Raw genomic sequence first — 24,881 nt, 5'->3', positions numbered from 1 at the left:
CCCAAATACAACCTTGAAACTAGCATTAGTGACCTACGAAGCCATCCACAGCTATGGCTCATTGAGCGGCAGCGAAGACGGCGTCCTGATGGATTACCTCACCTCCAAAGGCATTGACATCACCCTGGAAGACTGGCATGACCCGGCCGTAAACTGGGCGCAATATGACTTGGCGGTGTTTAAATCGCCGTGGGATTATTTTGACAAGTTCCCGGAGTTCTGCGCGTGGCTGGACCGCATGGAAGCCCTGGGCATCCGCACGCTGAACCCTATCTCTACCATCCGCTGGAACGCCGACAAGCACTACCTGCTGGAGGTGGAGAAAGCCGGCCTGCCCATCGTGCCTACCGCCTTGCTGAAAAGAGGAACCGCTGTAGAGTTGGTGCAGTACTTCAATCAGTTCCAAACCGATAAGCTCATCATCAAGCCCTGCGTGAGCGGCGGCGCGAAGAACACGTTCATTGTGTCCCTAGGCGAAGTAGAAGAAGTAAAGCCCATGCTGGAGGAGCTGCTCAGAGCCGAGGATTACCTGGCGCAGCCGTTCATGCCGCAGATACAGGAAGAAGGCGAGTGGTCGTTCCTGTTCTTCAACGGCCAGTACAGCCATTGCCTGCTCAAATCTGCGAAGGACGGCGATTTCCGGGTGCAGCATTTCTTCGGGGGAACCATCCATCCGCAGGAAGCCCCGGTTCATCTGCTGGCGCAGGCCCAGACCATGGCAGGCCAGTTCGCCGAAGGCTGCCTGTACGCCCGCGTAGATGGTGTGGTAGTCGGCGAGGAACTGCAACTGATGGAGCTGGAGCTGATTGAGCCGTTCCTGTACCTGCACACCCATCCAGACTCGCTGGAGAACTACTACCAAGCCCTGGTCCAGATGATGGAAGAGGTTCCTTCGTCCGTTTCTTAGTCTATTTTAGAGAAACAGGCCCAAAACAGAAACTCCTCCCTGGCACTGACCCGGGAGGAGTTTCTGTTTCTATAGACTTATCAGCGGTTACCCAAACAGGTTGATGCTCATGCCGCCGTCCACGGCAATGCACTGGCCAGTGATGTACGCAGCGGCGGGCATGCACAGGAAAGCCACCGCCGAGGCCACATCCTCGGGGTTCCCGATGGTGCGGGTAGGGGTGCGGCTCAACACACTTTCCAGGTACTCCTGGTTCTGCAGTACCTGATCCGCCAAGGGCGTTCTGATGTACCAGGGCGCCACGCAGTTCACCCTAATGCCGTCCGGGGCCCACTCGCCCGCCAGGTTCTTGGAGAGCTGCACCAGCGCGGCCTTCGTCATGCCGTAAATAGCACCAGTGCGCACGTGCCCCAAACCCGCCACCGAGGATACGTTCACCACGTTGCCCTGCGGCGAGGCTTTCAGAAACGGATGGGCCAATCGGCACAGTTCAAAGGCCGAGGTGAGGTTGGTGTTCAGCAAGTAGCTGTATTCTTCAGGAGTGTACTCGCCTATTTTCTTGCGGATGTTCGTGCCCACGTTGTTCACCAGGATGTCCAGCGTGCCCCAGGTGTTCTCCACCAGTTGCAGCAGGTTGTGGCGGTCGGCAGGTTGGCTGACATCGGCCACCATGCCGGAGGCTTTCAGGGCCCGGGCGCGCCAATCGGTTACGGCCTGGTTTACCTCCAGTTCCTTGCGGGCCACTATGAGTACCTCCGCCCCGAAGGAAAGCAACTCCTCGGCGATGGCAGCTCCTATGCCTTTGGTGCCTCCGGTAACCAGGGCCCGGCGACCCTCTAAACTCCAACGGTTATTCTGCATGTACTTTTCTTTCATAAAATTGATGGGAAGGTAAGTGTACGCAGAATTTACCAGAACGGAAAACCGCTAGGCGGATGCCCTTAAAACGAAAGGTGTTTAAGAGCCATTTCCTGGAAAATAGGCGTGAAAAAGAGGGTTCACTATTGCCCATTTTAGCTTTTTAGTAAATAAGGTTCATAAAAAAAGAGGCTTCTAAAGGGAAGCCTCTTTTTTTATGAACCAGATAGGTTACCTATCTAAGAGCAGCCGCTTAACGGTTGTCTTACCAGCTACTGTAATCCGGCAGATGTAAATTCCGTTGGCCTGGCTGCCGCTTTCAAATTCATAGCTGTACGACTTACCGGCCTCTGCTTTGCCCTGGTGCAGGGTTCTCACCAATTGGCCATGTAAATTGTATATCTCCACTCTTGCATCCCCATCCCTGGCAACGGAGAAACCAATGGTTACCCTATCTGTGAAGGGGTTAGGGCTGGCTGTGAACGAATCAGAGTTGAAGTTTGCCCTTACCTGGCCTGACTCAGCAGTCATGCTGGCTATTGTGGAGGTAGAGGTTGTATACGGGATGAGCCTTGAGCCGGGGATAGTCTCCATGGTGCCATCAGGCCGCGTCCAGGCCACGGTCATGTGGTCATTGGAGCGGAACTCGCGCATCACCGCCTCAATGTAGTAGCGCTGACCAGCCTGCAGGTGAATCATGCCCGACTCCTGAGTGGGGAACATGTTGTAGATTCCGGGGTTGGAGGCGCGCTGCTGGAAGGCGATCTTCACCTTGTTGGCCGGGTCCTCGTTCGTGCTGAGCCAGAGGGCGGCCCGGTCGTCGGCGGAGAGGTGGAACCGGTAATTGCCGCTCACCGGCACGCACAGGTAGCCCCGCACTCGGGCGAAGTAGTTGTCGCCCACATTGGCCGGAACGGAGAAGGAGCTCAGATTACTGGTGCTGGTGGGATCTGTAGAAGCAGGTAGCTGGTGCACCTCCACCAACTTGGAGGGAACATTCGCCCACATCTCATAGGTAATGTTGCCAGTCCCATTGCAAACCACTGGAGCGCCGGTGTAAGGGATAAGGCTTGAGCCGGGGATAGTTTCCATCACACCATCTGGCCGGGTCCAGGCCACAGTCATGTGGTCTTTAAAGCGGAACTCGCGCATCACCGCCTCAATGTAGTAGCGCTGCCCGGCCTCCAGATGAATGAGTTCTGATTGCTGAGTAGGAAAGGCGTTATATTCACCGGGCTTGGAGGCGCGCTGCTGGAAGGCGATCTTCACCTTATTGGCCGGGTCCTCGTTCGTGCTGAGCCAGAGGGCGGCCCGGTCATCGGCGGAGAGGTGGAAGCGGTAGTTGCCGCTCACCGGCACGCACAGGTAGCCCCGTACCCGGGCAAAGTAGTTGTCGCCCACGTTGGCCGGAACGGAGAAGGAGCCTAGGTTACTGGTGCTGGAAGGGGTTGTGCTGGCCGGAAGTTGGTGTATCTCCACTAACTTAGATGGTACATTCGCCCACATCTCGTATGTGATGCCGCCTGTATTTTCGCAGGTGACTGGATTTCCATCCCCAGTTACCATAAATCTTTGAATGACAGGGGTGGCGGCGGCATATTCATCGTTACCCGCTTGTCTGGCCTCAACCACTACTTCCCCTTCCATTCCGGTCAATGTTATTGTATTGCCGCTGATTGTGGCTGGGCCACTTAGTATCACAAATGTGATAGGCAGCCCGGAGCTTGCAGTCGCACTTATAGTAAAAGGTGCATCGTTTACCTTTTTGTTAGCTATAGGGCCAAAGTTGATGGTCTGGGTCTTTTTATCTACCCATGTTATGCTCGCATTGGCGGTGACAGTACCAGATGAAGCCACAATGTTATCTGTACCAGCCTTATTGCCGGTGTAACAGAACAGGGCCTGCCCACTTGCATTTGTTGTGGCAAAACCGGTTTGTGAATTAGCGCCGGTTATGGCAAAATCCACTCTGACCCCAGCAACAGGCTCTCCATTTTGGTCGGTTGCAGTAGCTGTCATACAATGCTCTGTCCCTACCCTGGCGGTAGAGCCACCCTGTATGTTTATGGTAATGGTCCTAACCGTAGCCACTGGCGCCAGCGATTGCCCGCCAGGATAACCATAAGAGTCGAAATTGTCAAAACCATAAACAAAGGCACCAAAAGGTGACCCTCCTCCGGATAAGTTATGTGTGCCTAAGCTAACGGGTAATTGGGCTCCTGAAAAGCCACTGCTTCCTATTGCAGTAAAACTGGAAGCCGGGATAACAGTGCCATTGTGTGTGATAGAGCCGATAGCGGAAGTTGGAGCTACTATGTTAATGAAATTGGATGCAAATCCAGCAGAAGGGGTAGCAACCGTGTAGCTCCCAAGAAATTGCTCATAAGGTGGTATGAGCATCATGAAAGGGTCTGAGGTTACATTGTCAAAAGAACTGGAGTTAGAATACTGAGCAACTAAGATTGGTTCATTTGCAGTTATTTGGGCAGAACCATTAATAATCCTTTCATGAAATTGCCCTTTGTTTAAAGTGGCAACCAAAGAGCCGTTTACCTGTACCCGTGTATTGTTGGCAGATGCCAGAATTCTGAATGTGTCTCCATTCTTGCGGGTAGCAAGGGGAACTGTAACAAATTGTTTTCCCCATGCTGACGTAGGTGGCAATTGCTCAACAATATAGTCACAGGCCACATTTCCTGCTGGTATGTTTGCGCAGCCGTGTCCCCCAAAAACGCCTACTGGCTGGGATGATGTAATTAGGGTTCCACTTAAATCGTTTGGTGACGATCCGGTATTAACCAGGTAATATGTTTGTCCCTGATTTAAGGTGATTGTGAAAGGTACGCCAGCGGTATGGCCATCTGTAGTAACGGAAGGGGTAATTTCAACGCTAGTGCCGTTTACTGTACCAACAATAGCCAGTTGAGTCGCATTTAGTACATCAACATTCTTGTAACCCAGGTTTATGTATTCTGTGCCTAAAATATCCGTTGGCAGAGCTAAGAAGGCATCTGTGGTAAATGGTTGTCTATTTAATCCATAAACCGTCACTTCTTGTTGAGAAGTAATATGAATGCCTTTATTCTCTACTTGATTTGACTGCCTCAATTGGGCCTCAGTAGGTACCACTACTGAGGTGATTGTACCTGGGGTAACCGAGAAATTATTTGAAAAACCCAATCCGGGTATGGTTACCATACCTGTGGTTGGAACATCTCCTGTAATAAAAAGTGTAAGGGTGCTTGACCCTCCAGCGTTACTTGGAAACGTAAGCCAGAAGTTTTTTCCTTTACTGTCTGGTGCAGGAGATTGGGCGTTAACAAAAATGGGAGTTGAAGTGAGTAGTAAAAAGAGGCTAAATAGCCAATATCTTATACAAAATTGAGTAAAATGTTTCATGGTGTTTTATGGTTTTAAAGTAAAACATAATATTTATTTAAATAATGGAGGATTAATGATTATTAGGTGAGTAGATTTAATGGTTTGTTAAAGAGGGGTGACGTTAATATTTCTTAAGTTTACTTTGGTTATTTCTGCTTTGTAGGTAGGTAATGCCTGGTCTGAGAATGTAATACATTCTTTTACTTTTATTTGGTCACAACTAAGTGGATATGTCTCTCCTGGAGGTAAATCAAGTTCTTTTTTTCCTAGAAAGCCGTCCTTTTCTTCTGGAACTTGTGTTGTCTGGAAAGTTTCTTTCCATGATATTCTGACTTTTTCTTTGTTAGTGTTGTTGAATTTAAAAAAGACAACACTTCTGTTGTTACAAGAATTAATTTGATAATATATTTTAACCCCTTTTTCTTCTGAGTGAAAAATCCAGCTTGGTTCACTGAAAATCAAGTTTGACTTCTGGTAACTGAAAGCTTGGCCGCTGGGTGTGAAGATTATACAGAATAAGAAAAGAATTGAGGTGTAGAGAAGAGTTTTGGTTAGGTTTCTTTTTTTATTCATCATTGTGATTTTTTAAGTTAATTAGGTTTAATTAAAAGTTTATAAAAATCATCAATCATGTTGTTGAGAAGGGTGTATTAATAAAGAATGAGTTGTTATAGTTGCTTTATAATGGCTGCGCTATTTGAGAGTTATTAACTGCCTTACTTGTTGTTTTAATTATAAATTATGGTGTATGGAAAAATGTTAAGTCTTTATATTGTATATTATGCTATGCATAGACATAGCGTCTCATATTTATTAGATAATAGATAAGTTAATTAATTCGTACGAGTGCTTTGAGACGCTAGGTGTGAACTTTTAATTTATGTGATATATATCACATCTTTGGCTTGAGCGGATACGGGTTAAGGTTTCTCGGCGAATGCCTAAAAAAGAAGCTATTTGTTCAACCGAGGCTCTTAAGAATATGTTGGGAAACTTTGTCAGTAACGCCTCATATCTGTCCTTTGCTGCCATTTTTCTAATCATCATTCCTCGCTCATCACTCTGGATTAAAGCTTTGGCCAATTGTTGGTGCAGGACGATATGCAATTCCGGATAATGTTCATATAGATTCTCTAAATCCGGTCGGCTAATGGAGAGTACCTGTGAGGTCTCTATGACGTCCATGGCCTCATAAGACGGTTGTTGGGTAAAGAAGCTATAGTAAGGAACAGCAATTGAATTCTCAGGCAAAAATCTGCTGGTTACATCCTTATTGTTAACCAGGTAGTACATGCGGGCCATGCCTTGTACAATAAAGTAAGCAGTGTTGCTTACTTCACCCTCTCTAAGTAATACGGTTCCCTTTTTCAGGAGATAGGGTCCCCGCAGACAGTCATGTAAAGCCTTTTCTAATTTTTGGCTTATGGGAGTAATTCTCTCTAGGAACCTAATGATACTTTTATGCATGCCCTTTAGGGAAATAAGACCAGAAATAATTAGGGAAGTATTACCTTAAGGATTTTGAAATAAAAGATACCTTATTATTTAATTATCAGAAAGTTAGCTTTGTATAAATTGATATAAAATACTTATTATTTAGTATTTTATTAGGAAAGTTTAGGGCAATCTAGCAAGTGCAGGTAAAATGATATTCAGCAATAAGCTTTAGCTTAGCGGAAGTACAGCTCTTTGTAACCTGAAACTGATTTTAGATGGTTTCCTAATAGAATCTCTGACATGACGGGACAGAAACCAACTTGCCAGCTTCTGGTGCGAAAGGGGAATTTTCATTAAACTAATTAGGAAAATATCCCCAAAGCGATAGAACTGGGATTGGCCTGCCCCCTTTGGCTTAAAGAAGTTTGATAGGTCTGAGGTATGTCGCTACTTTAAGGCGGTAAAGGTCACCAGCAGTCCCCGGATAATCTGCACCAGCGTGGTGGGATAGATCCCGATCCAGACCAGGAGCAAGGCCAATACGGCCATGGTGGCGCCGCTGGCGAAGGAAATAGCCGGGTGCAGGACCTTGCGGAGTTCGGGTTTCTTCTCGGGCTGGGCGAACATGACGGCAATCACTTTGATGTAGTAATACAGGCCAATGACGCTGTTGAGCACCAGCATGGCCACCAGCAGCCATTGCTGCGTACTCACGCCCGAGGCCAGCAGGTAGAATTTGCCCACAAAGCCAGCGGTGAGCGGAATGCCGGCCAGGGACAGCAGCATGGCCGTGAAAATCGCCGCCGTGGCGGGGCGCCGCCAGAACAAGCCCCGGTAATCCTCCAGTTGATCCGCATCGCGCACGTTGTCTGACAGGAGCGCCACCACCCCGAAGGAACCCAGGGTGGTGATGAAATAGGCCACCAGGTAAAATCCCACCGCCTCTACGCCCAGCTGGTTTCCGGCCAGAAAAGCAATGAGCAGGTAGCCCAAATGGGCGATGGAAGAATAAGCGAGCAGCCGCTTGATGTTCTTCTGCCGAAGCGCCAACAGGTTGCCCGCCACCATGGAGGCCACGGCGATGCAGGTGAAAATGAGCACGAGGCTGGGATACTGGTAGCCGTTGGTCTCGGAGATGAACCGGATGAGCAGTCCCACCATACCGCCCTTGGAAGCCGTGGCAATGTACGCTGTGACCGGAGCCGGAGCGCCTTCGTATACATCGGGGGCCCACATATGGAAAGGCACCACGCCCAACTTGAAGCCAACGCCCACTACAATCAGCCCGAAGCCGGTCAGAAACAACAGCGGGATGTCCTGCACGGACCTCAGGTAAACGGCGATCTCGGTGAAGGACATGGTGCCGGTGACGGCGTACATGAGCGCCATCCCAAACAGCATGAACGCCGAGGACATCGCCGCCAGGATAAGGTACTTGATACCTGCCTCGTCAGACATCTCGCGCAGGCGCAGGTAAGAGATCAGGGCGTACAAAGACACACTGAGCACCTCCAAGCCCAGGAAAAGGGCCATGAAATGCTGACTGATGACTAATACGCAGGTGCCCAGCGTGGCCAGCAACAATAGGATGTAGTACTCTTCTTTACGTTCCTCGCGTTGCTCAAAATAGGCGTACGACACCAGCGTCACAAACAGGGAGGTCATTAGGATCAGGCCCATGGTAAACACACCCCAACCATCCACTATGAGGAAAGGCGGAATCTGGTAAGAGAATCCGCGCAGGGGCAAAAGGGTGAACAAAGCCGCCAGGTGGGCCAGCAGCGTGAGCCCGAAGACCACCTGGTGATTCCGCTTCACGGCCACGGCCAGCATGGTCACAATGGCCCCAGCCACTAGAATGAGCAGAGGCATGAGGTAATGGACATCATTTAAGCGCATGGGAGCCTCCTTTCAGGGTTTTAACCGAATCTTGCGGGTATGCGGCGGTAAGGGTGACCTGGTCTGGGGAAGTGGTTTTCACCGCGGGTGGGGTGTAGGCCTCTAACTGCTCTTCCAGAGAACCTTGGGCCAAATCCAGAACTGGCTGCGGATTAAGCCCCAAGCAGAGAATCAGCACCACCAGCGGCAACGCCACCGTCAACTCCCGGGGCGAAAGATCCTGCAATCGGTGGGTGGCCACGTGTTGGCCCAGGAACACTTTCTGCATAATCCGGAGGGAGTACACCGTGGCCGCCACCAGCCCAATAGTGGCGAAAACAGTGAAGACCGGACTGGCCCGCCAACTGCCCACCAGCGTCAGGAACTCGGCAATGAAGTTCCCCAGGCCGGGAAGCCCCAGCGAGGCCATCACAAAGACCAGGGCTATCACGCCCATTTTTGGAATTGTAGCCCAGAAACCGCCCATCTGCCGGATGTCGCGGGTGTGGAGCCGCTCGTAGAGGAAGCCCGCCAGGATGAACAAGGCCCCGGTGCTGAGGCCGTGGGTAATCATCTGCATCACTACCCCCTGGTACGCCCACTGATTGAACGCGAAAACGCCCAGCACCACAAAGCCCATGTGGCTCACGCTGGTGTAGGCAATGAGGCGCTTGAGATCGGTTTGGGCGAAAGCTAAGATGGCACCATACAAGATGCCCAGCACGCCCAGGAACATCGCCCAGGGGGCGAAAACCTGCGCTGCCTCGGGAAACAGCGGCACCACGAACCGCAGCAGCCCGTAAGCCCCGGTTTTCAGGAGCAGGCCGGCCAAAATCACGCTACCTGCGGTAGGCGCCTGGGAGTGCGCATCGGGGAGCCAGGAGTGGAACGGCACCACGGGCAGTTTCACCAGGAACGCCGCCAGAAAACCAGCCATGAGCCATTTACCTACCCTCGGCGTGAAATCGGTGCCCAGCAAATCAAAATAGTTGAAGGAGTAGCTGCCTGTGGCGGCGCCGTGCACAAAGTACAGGCCCAGGATGGACAGGAGCATGAGCAGCCCGCTGGCTTGGGTGAAGATGAAGAATTTGTAGGCCGCGTAGGTCCGGTTCTCGTGCCCCCAGATACCTATAAGGAAGTACATGGGAATGAGCATCACCTCCCAGAAAAAGTAAAACAGGAACAGGTCCATGGTAAGGAACACGCCAGTGATGCCCGCCAAAACCCACAGGATGTTGAAATGGAAGAAGCCCACCCTGTTTTTGATCTCTTTCCAGGAAATCAGCACGGAAACGAACCCGATGAAGAACGTCAAGGCCAGCATGAGTAGACTCAGCCCGTCCAGCGCCAGGGAAAAGGAAACGCCCCACTGCGGAATCCAGGGCACCTCATAACGCAGCAGCCAGGTGTCAGTGGAGTTGGCCGGGGCCGGGGTTTCTAGCCAGAGGAAGAGCGTGATGAGCAGACTGGCCATCGTCACCGATAAGGCCACCCAGCGGGGCAACTGCGCATGGACGCGGTCGCTGACCCAGGCCAGCACGCCGCCCACAAGTAAAAGAACAAGAAGCCAGGCCAGTATCATGGGAGTAGACTTATGGTGATGATCACAAGGGCCCCCACTACCACGCCCATCATATACCAGCGCAGGATGCCGCTCTGCGTGTGAGCCAGCCCCCGGTTCAATATCCGGGCGATGTGGATCAGGAGATTATAGAAAGAGTCAATGAAATCGTTCTTGTTGAGGGTGGCCATGTAGACGAAAGGCTGCACGAAGAGCTTGTCATACAGCCGGTCAAATCCCCAGCCCGAGTACCAGAACCGGTGCAGCACCATGGCCGGGGCCGAGTTCCGGATGGCCTCGTGCAGGGCGGGTCTCCTGAGGTACACCAGGTAGGCGATGAAAACCCCGGCCAGGGAGAACGCCGCCGCAATGGCCTGGAACATCCATTCAGAGGGCGCCATGCTTTCATTTACGGCCAAATTTGGCAAAACCGGGCTCAAAAAGGAAGAGAACAGCACCACGTGCCCAAAGTTATGCGGCAACTCAATAAAGCCCGCCACGGTGGAAAGTACCGCCAGCACCACCAGCGGTATAACGATGAGCTTACCCGGCGGATGTTCCATATGCGTTTTGCTCTCGCCGAAGAACGTGATAAAGACCATCCGGAAGGTGTAGATGGCGGTGATGAACGCGCCGGTGAGCCCGGCCACGTACAGCCAGATGTTGCCCCGTTCACCCGCCAGCGCCAGCCACAGAATCTGGTCTTTGCTGTAAAAACCCGCCGTCACCAATGGCAGGGCCGCCAGCGAAGCCGCCCCGATCAGGAAGGTCCAGAACACGGCGGGCATCTTCTCTTTCAGGCCGCCCATCTTGAACATGTTCTGCTCGTGGTGCAGGGAGATGATGATAGCCCCGGCCGCGAGGAAGAGCAGCGCCTTGAAGAAGGCATGGATCATGAAGTGGAAGATGCCCGCGCTCCAGGCCCCCACGCCCAAGGCCAGGAACATGTATCCAATCTGGCTGATGGTGGAGTAGGCCAGCACCCGCTTCAGGTCTGACTGGGTGAGGGCGGAGAAGCCGGCCAGCAGCAGCGTCACCGCTCCAATCACCGCTACCGTAAACTTCGCCAGTGGTGCCAATTCAAACAGCACGTGCATCCGGGCGATGAGGTACACGCCCGCCGTCACCATGGTGGCCGCGTGTATCAAGGCGCTCACCGGGGTAGGGCCGGCCATGGCATCGGGTAACCAGGTCTGCAGCGGCAACTGCCCCGATTTTCCCACGGCTCCGCCCAGCAGCAGAAACGCAATGATCACGGCCGGCTGCACGCCTACGGACCAGGCTTGCGCCGCCTCCGTGGAGATGGTCTGGATGTGGAGCGTCCCGAAATACCGGAAGAGCATGAACAAGCCAATGGCCATGGCCGTGTCACCCACGCGGGTAATGATGAAGGCTTTGCGGGCGGCGTACCCGTTTTGGGGCTCTTTATACCAAAACCCGATCAAAAGGTAACTGCACAAGCCCACGCCTTCCCAGCCCAGGTACAACAGCAAAAGGTTATCCGCGAGCACCAGCACCAGCATAGAGCCCACAAAGAGGTTCATGTACGCGAAGAATCGGGTGAAACCCTCATCCTCGGCCATGTAGGCAGTGGAGTACAGGTGAATGAGGAAGCCCACAAATGTAATCACGAAGATGAACACCAAAGACAACGCATCCAGATGAAACGCGATGGATGGATTGAAGCCCGCCACTTCAAACCATTGCCAGACTTCCTGCCGGTACACGCCGCCTGGGGGAGCATCGGACAGAAACTGAAAGCCCAGTAGCAAGGTGAGTGCGGCTGATAGACCTACGCTGCCCACGCCAATAATAGACGCTGCCGAATTAGACAACCTGCCGCCCAGCAAAATCAGCAGAAGGGCACCGGCGAAAGGCAAAGCGGGGATGACCCAGAGTAGATTTTCCATAGCTATCCGTGCATTAGGTTGGCTGCGTCGCTGTCAAGGGTTTTCAGGTTGTGGTACAACTGGAGGATCAGGGCCAGGCCTACGGAGACCTCGGCGGCCGCCATGGTGATGATGAAAATGAACATGACCTGCCCATCGGCCTGGACCCAGCGGGCACCGGCCACTATAAAGGCCAGCCCGGCGGCATTGAGCATGATCTCCACCGAGATGAGCATGAAGATGATGTTACGCCTAATGAGCAGACTCACCAGCCCGATGACGAAGAGGATGCCCGCCAGCAGCAGGCCGTATTCCATAGGGAGCGTATTCATGCCTCGGTCCTTTCCAGAAAACGGTGGATTACTTTCTTCTTCTGCCGGCCCAAATGATAGGCGCCCACTATGCCCGCCATCAGCAGCATGCCGCTCAGTTGCACGCCCAGCACGTAAGGCCCGAACAAGGACATGCCTACGGCCTTCGCCTCCACGGGCGTGCTGCGGTAGGTATCTGGGGTATCAGTGGTGAAAATATAGACCAATTCTACCAGCAGGATCATGGACAGCACCGCCGGACCGATCCAGATGCGGGGTTTCAGCCATTCCTTTTCGTGCTGGATGTCTTCCTGGGTGAGGTTCAGCATCATGATCACGAAGATGATGAGCACTACAATGGCCCCGGCGTAGATAATGATCTCCAGGGCCGCCATGAAAGGAGCCCCCAAGGTGAAAAACACCACTGAAATAGCCAGAAACGATACCACCAGGTACAGCAGCGCATGGATGAGGTTGTACTGCGTGACCACCATGATGGTGGCCAGAATAGCGACGGCGGCGGCAATGAAAAAGGTCAGTTCCATGGCAATTCTGTTAGGGCAGCAGGCTTTTCACGTTCACCGGCGGATTCTCATTGATTCCTTCGCCCTTATCCTTGCCCCCGATGGCCATACCCGCCACTTTGTAGTAGTTGTAGCCCGGGTATTTGCCCTGCCCGTCAATGAGCAGGTCTTCTTTCTCGTAGACCAAGTTCTGGCGGTTGTACTCGGCCATCTCAAAATCGGGGATGAGCTGGATGGCGTAGGTGGGGCAGGCCTCCTCGCAGAACCCGCAGAAAATGCAGCGCGAGAAGTTGATCCGGAAGAAATCGGGGTACCGGCGGCCGTTCTCGTCCTCCGTGGATTGCAGCGAGATGCAGTCTACCGGACAGGCGGCCGCGCAGAGATAGCAGCCCACGCAGCGCTCGCCCATGTCGGGGTCGCGGGTGAGCACTATCCGGCCCCGCCAACGGGTGGAGAGCTTGGCTTTTTCCTCGGGGTACTGGATGGTGTCGCGCTTGTGGAACGCGTGCAGGAAGGTTAACCCCATGCTTCTGAGAATACTAAACATATCAGCTCCTTTCTTTATGCCAGGGCCCAACAAGAGCGATGACGGATGTATGCGTTAAGGTTCGTTTTGCATCAGGACAATGGCTGCCGTCACCAGCAGGTTCACCAGGGAAAGCGGAAGCAGGATCTTCCAGCCGTATTCCATGAGTTGGTCGTAGCGGGGGCGGGGGAGCGAGGCGCGCAGCAGGATGAACAGACTGATAAAGGCGAACACCTTAATGGCAAACCAGAACAGCGGCGGCAGAAAACCCGGTCCCAGCCATCCCCCGAAGTACAGCGTCACCACCATGCACGAGATGAGCGTGATGCCCAGGTACTCGCCGATAAAGAACATCCCGAACTTCATGCCCGAATACTCTGAGTGGAACCCCGCCACCAGCTCGCTCTCCGATTCCGGGATGTCAAAGGGCAGGCGGTGCGTCTCGGCCACGCCGGCGATGAAAAAGATGACAAACCCCAGGATCTGCGGGATGAAAAACCAGAGGTCGCGCTGGGCTTCCACAATGGTGGTCAGGTTAAACGTGCCGGTCAAAAGCACCACGCCCATCAGGGCCAGGCCCATGAACACCTCGTAGGAAATCATCTGGGCCGCACCGCGCATAGCCCCCAGCAGCGAGTACTTGTTGTTGGAGGCCCAGCCGCCCAGAATGATGCTGTATGCCCCCATGGAAGACATGGCCAGGAAAAACAGAATCCCGATGTTGAGGTCGGCCACCACAATGCCAGGCGCAAACGGCACCACCACAAAACCCAGCAGCACCGTCACCAGCACAATGGCCGGCGCGATCACAAACACCACTTTGTCGGCCAGCGGCGGAATCCAGTCTTCCTTGAAGAACAGCTTCAGGGTATCGGCGAGCACGATGAACAACCCGAAGGGACCGGCGCGGTTGGGGCCGTAGCGGTCCTGCCAGAGGGCCAGCATCCGACGTTCCACCCAAATGAGCCCCGCCGCCACGTTCAGCAGCGCAAACAGCACGCCCCCTATGATCAGGAGATAGTGTGAGGTTGATTCTTCCATGCCGGTTCTTGTTTAAGGATGATGGCCCAGGCGGGTACTTCAGCGAAAGGAACATCGGGCAGGCCTTTGGGTAAACCCGCGGTGCCCAGCGCGAGCTCAGGATACAGTTTTACCGGCAGCCGGAAGGTCTGGTGGTTCAGCGTGAAACTGAGGATCTCCCCGGCTTCCAGCCCATACATCTGCGCGTCTTGCGGGCTCAGGGCCACGTAGGGTTTTGGGGCTCTTTCGGCAATTCCGGGCGAAAAACTGCTCAGCTCCTCAGACCCGAAAATGTGGGGCAGCGGCAGCACAAACAAATGGTCTTTCAGCGGCTGGAAGTCTTCGGGCACATCATGGTAAAAGCGGGTGGTGCCGTTCTGCCCGGGCTCTATGAGCCGGATGCCCGGATCACCGTACCGCAGGTGCCCGCCCACTTCGTCCTGGTACTTGTTCACCGATTGCATGGAGTTCCAGCCTGGCGCCCAGAAGAAAGGCGTGATGGGCGAAGGCGGTTGCCCGCGGTAGCCCTCCATGGTGAAGGTCAGCGGGGCATCCGGGTCTTCGGGTGGTTTGGGCTCGCTTACGCTGTGGTGGGCGAACATTGCGGTGCGGCCGCTGAACCGATGGGTCTCTCGGGGTACTTTCTGCCCCGCAATCCGGAAACCGGCAGGTGGAGCAATGGCTTCCAAACCTTTGAACCTAGGCTCGTTTTCCATGAGCGCGCGGGTAATGTCATCCAGGTTCTCCCATTGGCTCATCAGGGGCACGTGCAGGGCCTGACCAATTTGCGCGAGCCAGCGCCAGCTTTCCTGGATGTCCTCAGAAGTGGGATAGACCTGGTAAAAGCGCTGTGCCCGACCCTCGTTGTTCACCAGGGTGCCGTCTGCCTCGGAGAAGGCGCCGGCCGGCAGCACTACATGGGCCTTCTCGGAGGTGGCGTGGTGCAGGTGGTCCAGCACGATGACCTGTTTGGCTTTGCCCAGGAACCGGTCTACCTCTGCTTTATCAGCGCAGCGGTGCAGGTTGTTTTCCAGGATGATGACCGCCTCGGCGTAGTTGTTGTGGATGGCCGCAAAGGCAGAATCCAACCGGTGCCCGCCCAGCATCGCCAGGCCCATGCTGTTGCACTCGGGCACGGTGAGCACGATGCCGGTTTCAGGGTTCTGGGTGTGTAAGGCCGCGGTAAGGTTGGCGGCAGACTCCAACACGGCTTCGCTGCCGCTGGAGCAGCCCGAGATGATCAAAGGTTTCTTCGCCTTCACCAAAGCCTGCGCGATCTGCACCGCAAGCGTCTGTTCTTCCTCGGATAAATGCGTCACCTCCGGCGATTCGGCGCTGATCAGGTTGGCTACGGCAAATCCTAGGCGGGCGATGGTATCGGGTGAGGCATGTACGGTGGCGGTGGCGATCTCATCCAGTTTGGTGGCGGCGAGCGTGGCCATGAAAAGCGGTCCGTGCTGTTCCTGCACCAGTTCGCGGGCGGCGGCATCCTGCCAGTAGGGGATACTGGCTTGCATCACGGTTTCCATGGGCTGCTGCCTTACCGATTGCCGCACGGCCAAGCCCAGCAGGGGAGCGGTATTGATCAGGTCCTCGCCCAGGATGAACACGGCATCGGCTTTCTCCACTTCCCGCAGACTGAAGGTGCGCGCCGGCGTAGACTGCAGGATCCGCAGGCTCATGTTCACCAAGTCATAATCGGTGTCTGAGACCCCGATGTGGAAATTATCCTCGCCCACCAAGGCTTTCAAGGCAAAGTTAGACTCCAGGGAAGCGCGCGGTGACCCGATCCCGATGACCCGGGCATTTTTGAGTTGGGCGGTTACCTCCTGCAACGCCTCCTGACGGGAAACCGCTTCAGGCAGTTTGCTCCGCACCAGGGCCTTCTTCACCCGGGCCGGGCTGTTCACGAACTCGTATCCGAACCGGCCTCGGTCGCAGAGGAAGTAGCCGTTCACCTCGCCGTTGTAGCGGTTCACGATCTGCCGCAGGGAGCCGTAGCGTTCGCCGGCGGTGATGTTGCAACCCAGGCTGCAGTGGTGGCAGACGGAGGGGGCCATGGTGAGGTCCCATTTGCGGGTGTAGTGCTGTTTCAGGGTTTTGTCGGTGAAGACGCCTGTGGGACAGACTTCGGCCAGGTTGCCGCTGAACTCGCTCTCCAGCACACCATCTTCGGCCCGTCCGAAATACACGTGGTTGTGCGCCCCGAACACGTCCAGGTCTTTGCCGCCCGCATAGTCTTTATAGTAGCGCACGCAGCGGTAGCACTGAATGCAGCGGTTCATCTCGTGGTTCAGGAACGGGCCCAGGTACTGATTCTGGTAGGTTCGTTTCTTGAACTGGAAGCGGCGGTAGGCGTGGCCCGTCATCACGGTCATGTCCTGCAGATGGCAGGAACCTCCCTCGTCGCAGACGGCGCAGTCGTGCGGGTGGTTCGTCATGAGCCACTCAATCACGTGCTCACGGAACTCCTTGGCCTCGGGCTCTTCAATGGACAGGCGCATCTGGTCTCGCACCGGCTCCATGCAGGACATAATCAATCGGCCTTTGGTATCTGTTTCGTCTTTGAAGACTTTCACGGCGCACTGGCGGCAAGCCCCCACCGATCCCATGGCCGGGTGCCAGCAGAAATAGGGCAGGTCTTTGCCTAAGGTCAGGCAGGCCTCCAGCAGGTTTTTGCCGGGCTTCACCTCGTAGGGCACGTTGTCTATGTAGATGGTGGGCATGCTACTTCCAGGGACATTGGTGATCGTGGATGTGGCGTTCAAAATCCTCCCTGAAATATTTCAGGGCGCTCTGCAGGGGTTCCATGGCACCGGGGGCAAGGGCGCAGAAGGTGTTGCCCGGACCAAGGTATTTGGTATGGAAATCCAGGATGTTCATGTCCTCGGGCCGGCCCTCTCCGCGGTCAATGGAGAGCAGGACTTTCTCCACCCAGGGCAGCCCCTCGCGGCAGGGTGTGCAGAAACCGCAGGATTCCTGCGCGAAGAAATGCTGGAGGTTGTGCACGAAACCCACGGGGCAGGTCTGGTCGTCCAAAATAATCATGGTGCCGGTGCCCATGCGGCTGCCTGCCGCCGCGATGGAGGTATAGTCCATGGGCGTATCCAGGTGCTGCTCTACCAGGAAATCGGTGGAGGCGCCGCCGGGCAAAGCCCCCTTGAATTTGTAGCCGTCCAGCATGCCACCGGCGTATTCTTCCACCAGTTCCCGGATGGTCACGCCCATGGGCAGTTCCCAGGCGCCGGGCCGTTTCACCTTGCCGCTCACGCCGTAGATTTTGGTGCCGGCATCCTGGGTGCGGCTCAGGCCTTTGAACCATTCCGGGCCGTTGTTCACGATGTGGGGCAGGCAGCAGAGGGTCTCCACGTTGTTCACGATGGTGGGTTTGCCGTACAGGCCGCTCACCTGCGGAAATGGCGGTTTGGCCCGCGGCATGGCTCGTTTGCCCTCCAAGGCATTGAGCAGCGCAGTTTCCTCCCCGCACATATAGCGGCCCACGCCCGTGTGCAGGTGCATCTCCAGGCTGAACTCAGTTCCTAAAATGTTCTGCCCCAGGTACCCCGCATCATAGGCTTCCTGAATGGCCCTGACAATCCCCTGAGCCGCTTTCTTGTAAGCCCAGCGCAGGAACACGTAGGAGATATCCGCCCCAATAGCGTAGGAGGCCAGGATCATGCCCTCAATGAGCTGGTGCGGATTGCCTTCCAGCAGCAGCCGATCTTTGAAGGTGCCGGGCTCCATTTCATCGGCGTTGGCCACCAGGTATTTGGGCCTCGGTACGTCTGGGCCCATGGGCACGAAGCTCCACTTGAGCCCGGTGTTGAACCCGGCCCCGCCGCGGCCCCGCAGGTTGGAGTCTTTCACCAGCGTCACCACTGCCTCAGGCGTGAGCTCCAGCAAAGCTTTCCGTACCGCCTGGTAGCCGCCCACGCGCTCGTACTCCTTCAGGCTGAGGGGTTCTCTATCCGGGTGGATGTGTTTGGTCAAGGGTCTTTCCATGGGCTTTGTCAGGGCGGTTTATCGGTGGTGGTGCAGGATGGCGTCTAACTCCTCAATGGTCACATTCTGGTACAAATGGTCATCGATCATGAGGGCGGGGGCGCGGTCGCAGGTGCCCAGGCAGACGTTGGGCAGGAGTGTGAAGCGGCCATCGGGGGTGGTCTCGCCGTACTTGATTTGCAGTTTCTGCATCAGGTGGTCCCGGATCTGCTCGTAGCCCATGACCCAGCAACTGATGCTGTCACAGAGCAGAATCACGTGGCGGCCCACCGGCTGCCGGAAGATGAGGTTGTAGAAGGTAGCCACACTGTCCAGCTCCTCCGCCGACATGCCCAGCATGCTGGCCGTGTCCTTCAGGCTTTCATCCGAGACCCAGCCGCGGTGCTGCTGCACCACTTTCAGAGCCTCAATGCAGGCCGCCTTCTTCTGCGGCACCAGGCTAATCTCATGTTCAATCTGCGCGATTTCCTCCGTGGTCAGCATCTGTTCTCGGGTTAGGTTTGGTTGTTTTCCTCAGCAAGGCAGCAGCCCCGCTGTTCTATAGCTTAAGTCAATGTTTTCGTCCTGATTAACTCACCTGATGTTCCCTGTTTCAGGCCTGTTTTTTAGAAACCAGCCTAAAAACAGAGAACTCAGGCGGACATTCACTGTATCTTTAGAACTCCTCGGCTTTCTGCCGCAATCTTCAACTTTCAGATTTCTGCTAGGTCGTTTTAGACCTGTTTTCCAAAAATCGGCCTCAAAACGGAAGTCTGTTTGTAGCGCTTCTGCCGAATGATCCATCTTCATTCACTCCATCACTCAATCTCTCATTCCTCACCGATCAATATCCGCCAGCACGTAGTCCATGGCGCCGAGAATGGAGAGCAGATCGGCAACGGTATAGCCGCGGGTGATGTAGGGCAGCATCTGCATGTGGGGGAAAGAGGGCGTGCGGATGCGGACGCGGTAGGCTGAGGTGTTGCCGTCTGAGGTGAGATAATAGCTGTTGGCGCCTTTGGTGGCCTCGATGCAGCTCATGGCCTCACCCGCCGGGATCACCGGTCCCCAACTCACGTTCAAAAAGTGCGTGATGAGCGTCTCGATGTCTTGCATGGTGTGCTTCTTGATGGGCGGCGTGGTGAGTGGGTGATCGGCTTTGAACGGACCGGCGGGCATGTTCTTGAGGCACTGCTCAATGATGCGCAGGCTCTGCCGCATCTCGGCCACGCGCACCAACGCCCGGTCATAGCAGTCGCCGTTCTGGCCGGTGGGTACTTCAAAGTCGAACAGCTCGTAACCCGAGTAAGGCCGCGTTTTCCGGAAGTCCCAGTTCATGCCGCAGGCCCTAAGGTTGGCGCCAGTCACGCCCCACTCAATGGCCTCCTCGGCGGTAAAGATGCCGATGCCCACAGTACGGGCTTTAAACAGGCTGTTCTTCAGCACCATGCTGTCGTATTCTTTGAGCCTTTTGGGAAAATATTCCAGGAAACCCTGCACCAGCGTTTCCCAACCCTTGGGCAAATCCTGTGACACGCCGCCTATTCGGAACCAGTTGGGGTGCATGCGCCCGCCACAGACGGCCTCCACCACCTCAAAGACTTTTTCCCGGTCAGAGAACATGTAAAAGACCGGTGAGAGCTGGCCCAGGTCCTGCGCGAAGGTGCCGTACCACACCAGGTGGCTGGCTATCCGGAAGAACTCGCACATCATCACCCGTATCACCTTCACCCGCTCCGGCACCTCAATGCCCGCCAGTTTCTCCACCGCCAGCAGGTACGCCAGGTTGTTCATCACGCCGCCTAGGTAATCCACCCGGTCGGTGTAAGGGATATAGGTGTGCCACGACTGCCGCTCGCCCATTTTCTCGGCCCCGCGGTGGTGGAACCCGATCTCGGGCACGGCATCCACAATGTCTTCGCCGTCCAGTTGCAGAATGATGCGCAACACGCCGTGGGTGCCCGGGTGCTGCGGCCCGATGTTGAGGAACATGAAGTCACTGTCTTCGCTCTGGCGCGCCATGCCCCATTCCTCGGGCTTGAACTTTAAGGCCTCCTGCTCGCGGTCCTGCTTTTCGTCCCACAACCTAAAAGGTCCCATCTCCGTGGCCCGTGCCGGGTGCTCTTTGCGCAGCGGATGGCCTTCCCAGGTGCGCGGCATGAGAATGCGCGACAGGTGCGGGTGGCCCTCGAACTTGATCCCGAACAGGTCATAAATCTCCCGCTCGTACCAATTGGCGTTGGCCCACAGGCCGGTGATGCTGGGCAGCGAAGGATACTCCCCAAAAAGGCCCACCTTTAGCCGGACGAATTGGTTCCGGGCGTAGGAGAACAGGTGGTAGACGACGGTGAAATCGGCGTGCGGGACGTGGTTCGTGGCCCGGTTGCGGGTGCGCTCGTCCAGGGCGCAGAGGTCGTAGAGGAAAGGGAAGGGCTGCGGGATTTCTTTCTTGAGGTATTGCAGGATCTCCTTGGCCTGGGCCACGGGCATCCAGAGGGTGAGGATCTCATCCTTGGTGGTCTGGACGGTGAAGGCGTCCTCACCGAAACGGGATTGCAGTTGCGCCAGAAGGTTGCCGTTGCTATCCATTGTACAGGAGTTTTGTACCCCGGTCAGGGGTATATCCTTTTCCTTGCGTACCTACTTCATTCCTCTACACTGACGTGGTTCCACTAACTTTTTGGGCTATCTTGATGTATTGAATTCTGCTTGATTGTTTTCTGGTTTATATCTCATCGGGCGACCGGAAATCGGTCATCTGCCGGCGGTACTCTACTTTGCGGGCCTTTACCTCGGTTTTATCCGGGCGGATGATGCCCTGCTCGCCCACGCTCCAGCTCAGGGGCCGCTTCTCTTTTCCCACCGATTCTGACAGCAGCACCAGGCCTTCCATAAACGCATCGGGGCGGGGCGGACAACCGGGCACGTACAGGTCCACGGGCAGGAATTTGTCCACGCCCTGCACCACACTGTAGATATCGTACATGCCGCCCGAGTTGGCGCAGGAGCCCATGGAAATGACCCAGCGGGGCTCCATCATCTGCTCGTACAGCCGTTGGATAATAGGCGCCATTTTGATGAAGACCGTGCCGGCGATGATCATAACATCGGCCTCGCGGGGCGTACCCCGGATCACCTCGGCCCCGAATCGGGCCAGGTCATACTTGGGCGTCATGCTGGTGGCCATCTCCACAAAACAGCAGGACAGCCCGAAATGGAACGGCCACATGGAATTGCGGCGGCCCCAGGCCAGCAGACTTTGCATGGAGCTGAGCATGATGCTCTGCTGCATGGTGTCCTCGTAGGAGCCCGTGCCCTTCACGGCGCCCGTGGGTTGTTCTGGTCTACTCAGCCACCACTTCATGCCGGGTCTCTTCTTTTAGGGTGATTTTCTTATACGCCTGCAGAATCTTCCTGCCATCCGGACCGAAGTCCAGGGCCCCGTTGCGCCATTCATAGATGAGCACCACCACCAGCAACACGATAAACGCCAGCACCCCGAAATAGCCGTACCAGCCCAGTTCCTGAAACGCGATAGCCCAGGACACAATGAAGATGGTTTCCACGTCAAAGATGACGAAGAGCATAGCAATGAGGTAGAATTGGGAAGAAAAGCGGAGGCGGGCCGTGCCCGTGCTGATGATGCCGCCTTCATAAGGCTCGGCGGTGGCACGCTCGTTGTGCCGGCCGCCCAGGAAATGGGAAATGGTGAGGATGATGCCCGCCAGGCTGAGCACAATGGCCGCGTAGACCAACAAGGGCCAAAGCAGGATAGGAGTTTCGGGAGAATTGGTCAAAGCGCATCCCCTCCAGGGAATCGTTTGGATTCTGGTTACCGCAGTTAGGAAAGGTTCACAAGCACGCACTTCCGGCAAGAGCCGTTAGTGACCGGTGATGTAATGCTCCAGGTTCTCGATAATGAATTTCTGCTCGTCAATGATGTACTTTACCACGTCTCCAATAGAGATCAAGCCCACCAATTCCCCGTTTTCCAGAACCGGAAGGTGCCGGATGTAGCTTTGGGTCATCAGTTTCATGCATTCTTCTATGGGAGTGTCTGGGGTAACGGTGATGGGGCGTTCGCTCATGATTTCGCTTACCAGGGTCTCTTTGGAGGCTTTCCCCTTCAGAATCACCTTGCGGGCGTAATCACGTTCAGTAAAAATACCGGTAAATCTTCCCCGGTCTATAATCAGGAGGGCTCCCAGGTTTTTTTCGCACATGAGCTCCAGTGCCTGGTACACGGTGTCGTCGGGTCCTATCGAGTAGATAGCGTGCCCCTTATTTGCTAAAATGTTTCTGACCTTACCCATTTTGCCTCTTCCTCCGCAAGAGATTTCTAGAATGTGTAAAGGGGAATGATTGTGTTTTTTGACAAGAATTTATAAGATAGGAGAAATATAATATTTATTTTAATAATTACATTATTTTTCTTCATTTTTTTACCGAAATGAGAATTTGTAATTAAGAGTGAACTGCTTTTCAGTATAAGACAAGGGTGTTTGCCAGATCATCAATCTGGCAGCAGTATTTTTGCTTTAGTTTGGTGTAAAGCTCTGCTAATTAAGGTATTGTCTTTTTGTTGCAGTGCCTGTTGAGCCAAAAGTTCTTAGACTCCAAGGCGGGAATAGGCAGCCTAGTTTCCGTTTTTAGTCGTTCAGCCTTCTAAAGCCTCTTTCCTAGGGATTGCCAATGGGCCCATTTCTTCAGAAGCTAGTGTTTGGCATGGTTCATGGCCTTACCCGACTTACCTAACTCATTCAGGGCTGCCCTAAAGCCTAGGGCCAGGGTAGTTGAGGGACCCTGACCGTAATAGTGCAGGAAGATCATGTGCGGGTCGTCGCCTAGCATGTGGTTGTGCACAGCTACCACCTCCAGGTTGTTCCGCCGGAGCGCCGCAATCACCGGGTTGACCTCGTGTTGCAGCATGGCAATGTCGCCGGCAATGTGCGCGCGCTCTTTGGTGCCGGAAAAGGAGGCCCAGGAGTTCAACCCAATGGAAGGCGTCATCTCGGCCCCCATGGCCATCACCCTCAGATCTGAGCGGCCCACGGTGTATTTATAGGTAAGCCCGTTCACGGTGCCGGTATATTTCACAATGGCGTCTAAGGCCGGAATATCAAAGTTCTCTTTTCCGGTTGGCCCTGTGGGGGTAGCCTGCGGCGGCTGGTTCGCTGGCGCTATTTTGCTTTGGCTGATGGTGGCCGCAAACTTTTTGGCAAGGTCAGCCGGGCTGCCCATGCCATGCAGGTGCATGTAAAAGATGCGGGGCTCCTCGTAGAAGAAGTGGTTGTGGATGGCGCTTACCTCCAGCCCGTTGGCGTGGGCCGCTGAGATGAGCGGGTTTACCTCCTCCTGTAGCAGAACGGTGTCGCTCATGAGCATGGCCGTTTTTCCATCCACGGTTTTCTTGATAGACACCCAGCCCCCAAAGCCGAAGGGAATGGGTACGGCTTCGCCTTTGACTTTAACTTTCAGATCATTGCGGGGAAGGCCGGTGGTGTGGGTAGCCTCGTCTTCCTTGTAGGTTCCTTTCTTGCCCAAAGCGCTTTCTATGGCCGATATCTCAGCAGGGGAGAGCGGGGGCGTTTTCCTGGGTGCCGGCGAGGCTTGCAGGTCCAGTAATCCGAAGGCGGAGGCGGTACCCAGAAGGGCAGTGGCCTGTAAGGCATTGCGTCTATTCATAGAACTAACGGTTTATGCAGGAAAGCCACAGAGCAGCAGAAGCCTCTGTCAGAGCAATTTACAAACAGTTAGGAATATGCTGCTGGAATTTGTTTGTTTCCTTCTGACCTGAAATTAAGTAGCCAAAAAGTGGAAAATGGAAAGTTAGCGTTTCAGACCTGTTTTCTAGAAATCGGGCTTAAAACAAAGGTGAAGGTTACTTGCGGAGAGAAGGTGGTTGCTAAGCATAAACACCCCACACCTTCCCCTTCCAAGAGGGGAATTCCCGGAAGGTGGGCTGAACAAGGGTAAGGCCGATTGAATGAGCGGCCTATGTCAAAGGGCTCTTCCATTGGTCTTTCCCCCGACATACCAACCCAGTAGGGACTCTTTTCCAAGTTTGTGGTTTGGTCTGTCGGGGGACAGACCAAGGAAGCAGAGACAGTTTCAAGGAATACCCTAACTATGAGATCTGCAGTCACCAAAAGGCAACAAAAAAGCCGATCTCGGGTGAGATCGGCTTTTCAGCACTGATGGTATGGGAAAACTAAACCGTAAGGTCTTAGCTTCTTTTTTCTTTGATACGGGCGGCTTTACCAGAAAGACCTCTCAGGTAGAACAGACGAGCTCTTCTAACTTTACCTCTGCGGATTACCTCAATTTTCTCGATGTTTGGAGAAAGAAGCGGGAAAATACGCTCGGTTCCGATTTGGTTAGACACTTTTCTTACAGTGAAAGTCTCGCTGGCACCGGAGTTTCTGCGCTGCAAAACCACGCCTTGGAATTGCTGGATACGCTCTTTGTTACCTTCACGGATCTTCACGTGAATATTCACTGTGTCGCCAGCAGCAAAAGTAGGAATTGAAGCACGCTTCTCTGTGTATTCCTGCTCTACTAATTTAATTAAATCGCTCATGACTATAATATAGTGTCTTTTTATCTGC

At 54.5% G+C, this 24,881-nt stretch carries 21 protein-coding genes and 1 pseudogene; 1 reads left to right on the top strand and 21 read right to left on the bottom strand.

The features are described 5' to 3' along the window. Positions 1–13 precede the first annotated feature (13 nt). A complete protein-coding gene (locus J3P34_RS03660; protein ID WP_246853517.1) occupies positions 14–907 on the top strand; it encodes an ATP-grasp domain-containing protein in 894 nt (297 codons plus the stop codon). Between the two features lie 87 nt (positions 908–994). Here J3P34_RS03660 and J3P34_RS03655 read toward each other — a convergent pair whose 3' ends face one another. The 21 genes and pseudogenes from J3P34_RS03655 to rplS all read right to left on the bottom strand — a co-directional run bounded on the left by J3P34_RS03655 (position 995) and on the right by rplS (position 24,853). Continuing rightward, positions 995–1,768: an SDR family oxidoreductase gene (locus tag J3P34_RS03655; protein ID WP_210486467.1), complete on the bottom strand. Its 774-nt coding sequence runs from the start codon at positions 1,766–1,768 to the stop codon at positions 995–997. Positions 1,769–1,996: 228 nt separating this feature from the next. Then, positions 1,997–3,412: a PA14 domain-containing protein gene (locus tag J3P34_RS22070; protein WP_246853516.1), complete on the bottom strand. Its 1,416-nt coding sequence runs from the start codon at positions 3,410–3,412 to the stop codon at positions 1,997–1,999. Between the two features lie 180 nt (positions 3,413–3,592). Beyond that, positions 3,593–4,963 (bottom strand): annotated as a pseudogene (locus J3P34_RS22410) (T9SS type A sorting domain-containing protein); the annotation flags it as partial. A gap of 288 nt (positions 4,964–5,251) precedes the next feature. Then, positions 5,252–5,608 (bottom strand): hypothetical protein, encoded by a 357-nt coding sequence (locus tag J3P34_RS03645; protein ID WP_210486465.1) that lies wholly within the window; start codon positions 5,606–5,608, stop codon positions 5,252–5,254. 411 nt (positions 5,609–6,019) lie between these two features. After that, entirely contained in the window at positions 6,020–6,613 is a 594-nt protein-coding gene (locus J3P34_RS03640) for a Crp/Fnr family transcriptional regulator (RefSeq protein WP_210486464.1), read from the bottom strand. A 417-nt stretch (positions 6,614–7,030) separates the two neighbouring features. Next, the gene (locus tag J3P34_RS03635; protein ID WP_210486463.1) at positions 7,031–8,482 is read right to left on the bottom strand and encodes an NADH-quinone oxidoreductase subunit N; all 1,452 of its coding nucleotides are present in this window, start codon (positions 8,480–8,482) and stop codon (positions 7,031–7,033) included. Beyond that, positions 8,469–10,043 (bottom strand): NADH-quinone oxidoreductase subunit M, encoded by a 1,575-nt coding sequence (gene nuoM / locus J3P34_RS03630; RefSeq protein WP_210486462.1) that lies wholly within the window; start codon positions 10,041–10,043, stop codon positions 8,469–8,471. Before nuoM ends, J3P34_RS03635 begins: the two co-directional genes overlap by 14 nt. Beyond that, positions 10,040–11,932 (bottom strand): NADH-quinone oxidoreductase subunit L, encoded by a 1,893-nt coding sequence (gene nuoL / locus J3P34_RS03625; protein WP_210486461.1) that lies wholly within the window; start codon positions 11,930–11,932, stop codon positions 10,040–10,042. Before nuoL ends, nuoM begins: the two co-directional genes overlap by 4 nt. Before the next feature lie 2 nt (positions 11,933–11,934). After that, on the bottom strand, positions 11,935–12,243 hold the full coding sequence (gene nuoK / locus J3P34_RS03620) for an NADH-quinone oxidoreductase subunit NuoK (RefSeq protein ID WP_210486460.1): 309 nt from the start codon (positions 12,241–12,243) through the stop codon (positions 11,935–11,937). Then, positions 12,240–12,767, bottom strand: a complete 528-nt coding sequence (gene nuoJ / locus J3P34_RS03615; protein WP_210486459.1) for an NADH-quinone oxidoreductase subunit J — start codon at positions 12,765–12,767, stop codon at positions 12,240–12,242. Before nuoJ ends, nuoK begins: the two co-directional genes overlap by 4 nt. 10 nt (positions 12,768–12,777) lie before the next feature. Next, the gene (nuoI, locus tag J3P34_RS03610) at positions 12,778–13,293 is read right to left on the bottom strand and encodes an NADH-quinone oxidoreductase subunit NuoI (protein WP_149092325.1); all 516 of its coding nucleotides are present in this window, start codon (positions 13,291–13,293) and stop codon (positions 12,778–12,780) included. Between the two features lie 54 nt (positions 13,294–13,347). Continuing rightward, positions 13,348–14,313: an NADH-quinone oxidoreductase subunit NuoH gene (nuoH, locus tag J3P34_RS03605; protein ID WP_210486458.1), complete on the bottom strand. Its 966-nt coding sequence runs from the start codon at positions 14,311–14,313 to the stop codon at positions 13,348–13,350. Further along, entirely contained in the window at positions 14,283–17,018 is a 2,736-nt protein-coding gene (gene nuoG, locus J3P34_RS03600; RefSeq protein WP_210486457.1) for an NADH-quinone oxidoreductase subunit NuoG, read from the bottom strand. The genes nuoH and nuoG overlap by 31 nt, the downstream gene beginning before the upstream one ends. Before the next feature lies 1 nt (position 17,019). After that, complete coding sequence (nuoF, locus tag J3P34_RS03595; protein ID WP_210486456.1) at positions 17,020–18,294, bottom strand: NADH-quinone oxidoreductase subunit NuoF; 1,275 nt, start codon at positions 18,292–18,294, stop codon at positions 17,020–17,022. An 18-nt stretch (positions 18,295–18,312) separates the two neighbouring features. After that, complete coding sequence (gene nuoE, locus J3P34_RS03590) at positions 18,313–18,777, bottom strand: NADH-quinone oxidoreductase subunit NuoE (RefSeq protein ID WP_210486455.1); 465 nt, start codon at positions 18,775–18,777, stop codon at positions 18,313–18,315. 333 nt (positions 18,778–19,110) lie between these two features. After that, a complete protein-coding gene (gene nuoC / locus J3P34_RS03585; protein ID WP_210486454.1) occupies positions 19,111–20,862 on the bottom strand; it encodes an NADH-quinone oxidoreductase subunit C/D in 1,752 nt (583 codons plus the stop codon). A 136-nt stretch (positions 20,863–20,998) separates the two neighbouring features. Continuing rightward, entirely contained in the window at positions 20,999–21,637 is a 639-nt protein-coding gene (locus tag J3P34_RS03580; RefSeq protein WP_210486453.1) for an NADH-quinone oxidoreductase subunit B, read from the bottom strand. Next, the gene (locus tag J3P34_RS03575; RefSeq protein ID WP_210486452.1) at positions 21,618–22,070 is read right to left on the bottom strand and encodes an NADH-quinone oxidoreductase subunit A; all 453 of its coding nucleotides are present in this window, start codon (positions 22,068–22,070) and stop codon (positions 21,618–21,620) included. The genes J3P34_RS03580 and J3P34_RS03575 overlap by 20 nt, the downstream gene beginning before the upstream one ends. A gap of 84 nt (positions 22,071–22,154) precedes the next feature. Beyond that, positions 22,155–22,586, bottom strand: coding sequence for a CBS domain-containing protein (locus J3P34_RS03570; protein WP_210466425.1), 432 nt, complete (start codon positions 22,584–22,586; stop codon positions 22,155–22,157). A 400-nt stretch (positions 22,587–22,986) separates the two neighbouring features. Beyond that, positions 22,987–23,958: a DUF1259 domain-containing protein gene (locus J3P34_RS03565; protein WP_210486451.1), complete on the bottom strand. Its 972-nt coding sequence runs from the start codon at positions 23,956–23,958 to the stop codon at positions 22,987–22,989. A gap of 541 nt (positions 23,959–24,499) precedes the next feature. Beyond that, positions 24,500–24,853 (bottom strand): 50S ribosomal protein L19, encoded by a 354-nt coding sequence (rplS, locus tag J3P34_RS03560; RefSeq protein ID WP_123127567.1) that lies wholly within the window; start codon positions 24,851–24,853, stop codon positions 24,500–24,502. Positions 24,854–24,881: the final 28 nt, after the last annotated feature.

Origin of the sequence: Rufibacter aurantiacus, assembly GCF_017916345.1 — a bacterium.
GTDB classification, from domain to species: domain Bacteria; phylum Bacteroidota; class Bacteroidia; order Cytophagales; family Hymenobacteraceae; genus Nibribacter; species Nibribacter roseolus.
This window is presented reverse-complemented; position numbering and strand designations above follow the sequence as displayed.